At 73.4% G+C, this 1454-nt stretch carries 2 protein-coding genes; both read left to right on the top strand.

Annotation, left to right across the window (positions count from 1 at the left end; translation table 11 throughout):
* The first annotated feature begins 409 nt into the window (after positions 1–409).
* On the top strand, positions 410–799 hold the full coding sequence (locus ABT014_RS34485; protein ID WP_350643812.1) for an STAS domain-containing protein: 390 nt from the start codon (positions 410–412) through the stop codon (positions 797–799).
* A 71-nt stretch (positions 800–870) separates the two neighbouring features.
* A complete protein-coding gene (locus ABT014_RS34480; protein ID WP_350643810.1) occupies positions 871–1332 on the top strand; it encodes an ATP-binding protein in 462 nt (153 codons plus the stop codon).
* Positions 1333–1454: the final 122 nt, after the last annotated feature.

Here is a 1454-nt window from a genome sequence, read left to right as displayed (position 1 = left end):
CGGCACCGCCGGGTGCGGCAGGGACGGAGCTGCGATCGTCGCCGTTGTGGTCGACGTCGTGGGATTCAGGACGGCCATGGGTCTCCCTCTTCCGGACCGGGGTGTGTGCGGTGTGTCCGCGCGCTGACCCACGCCGTGTACCCCGATTCCGGCGGAAAAACATGCAAGCACATATTCTTCACGTATTCCGCCCTCGCTCTCCATGTCTGCCTCTGTTCGGGTGGGCCTGCGGGTGGCGTGCATGCGATGGCCCGACCCGGGCATGCGCCGGATGACACCGGACAAACCGGACCGGACGAACGGAAGGCGGGAGGTGCCCACGTTCTGCCACCGAGCCCGGCCGCGCTTCCGTTTCTCGCCGTCCCGGCCTATCGTCGGCGGTTGTCCAGGGTTGTACGGAGGAAGACGGATGATTGACGGAGTGGACGCGGTGGAGCAGTTCGGCGACGCGCCCGCAGGCCGGTTGACGGCCAGCCAGGAGCTGCGCGAGGGCACCGTGCTGGTCGCCCTGGCCGGCGAGTTGGACCTGGACACCATGGCGCCGGCCGGTGAGGTGCTGGACCAGGCCCTCGCGGCGGGCCCGGACCGGATGGTGGTGGACCTGGCGGACGTCAGTTTCTGCGACTCCTCCGGGCTCAACCTGCTGCTGCGCACCAGGCTCGCCGCCCAGGAGGCCAACGTCGAGCTGCGGCTCGCCGCGACGCCCGGCGGCCAGTTCGGGCGCCTGTTGGAACTGACCGGGGCGGGAGCCGTGTTCTCCCTGCACGCCTCGGTCCCGGACGCCCTCGCCGGCGCGTGAGCGTGGCCGGCCCCCGCGGTGCGGCAGCCGTCCCACCGACAATCCATGAACGAGCATGCCGGAGTGAACAGATGACCAGCGGACAGCGAGGTGCGGAGGCCATCGAGCGGTACCGGCCGGACCTGCCCGCCGCCGGGCAGCGGCGGACGCTGCGGCTGGCCGGGCTGCCCCGGCAGGTCGTGCTCGGGCGGGACTTCGCCCGCACCGCCCTCGCCGACTGGGCCTGGCCGGGTGAGGAGGCCGTGGAGGACCTGCTCCTGCTGGTGTCCGAGCTGGTCGCCAACGCCCGCCTGCACGCCGGCGGGGCCCAGCAGATCACCTTGCACCTGACCCGGGAGCGGCTGCGGATCGAGGTGCTGGACGGCGCCCCCGCGTTCCCGGTGCCCGGTCTCCCGCACCACCCGGGCCTGCCCGGCGGCCACGGCCTGCACATCGTCCGCCAGCTCGCGGACGACTGGGGGATGGCCGTCCACGACGCCGGCAAGACGGTCTGGGCCGACGTCCGGCTGCCCGGGGCGGCACCGACCGCGTAGGCGCGCGCACCGCTCCCGGGCGGACCCGGCCCGTCAGGCGGTGGCCGGGCGGGTGCCCCAGTCGAGGCGCAGGACGGCCAGGTCGTCGGTGTGCCGGCCGGCGTTCAGCGCCTGGGTCTCCT

It is taken from the genome of Kitasatospora sp. NPDC094015 (genome assembly GCF_040304075.1).
In the GTDB taxonomy this organism is placed as follows: Bacteria; Actinomycetota; Actinomycetes; order Streptomycetales; family Streptomycetaceae; genus Kitasatospora.
The sequence above is the reverse complement of the archived record's forward strand: the minus strand, read 5'-3'. Positions and strand labels throughout refer to the sequence as shown.

Excerpts from the sequence above, each read along its gene's own strand:
- ABT014_RS34485 (WP_350643812.1), top strand. The coding sequence starts at position 410 with ATGATTGACGGAGTGGACGCGGTGGAGCAGTTCGGCGACGCGCCCGCA.
- ABT014_RS34480 (WP_350643810.1), top strand. The coding sequence starts at position 871 with ATGACCAGCGGACAGCGAGGTGCGGAGGCCATCGAGCGGTACCGGCCG.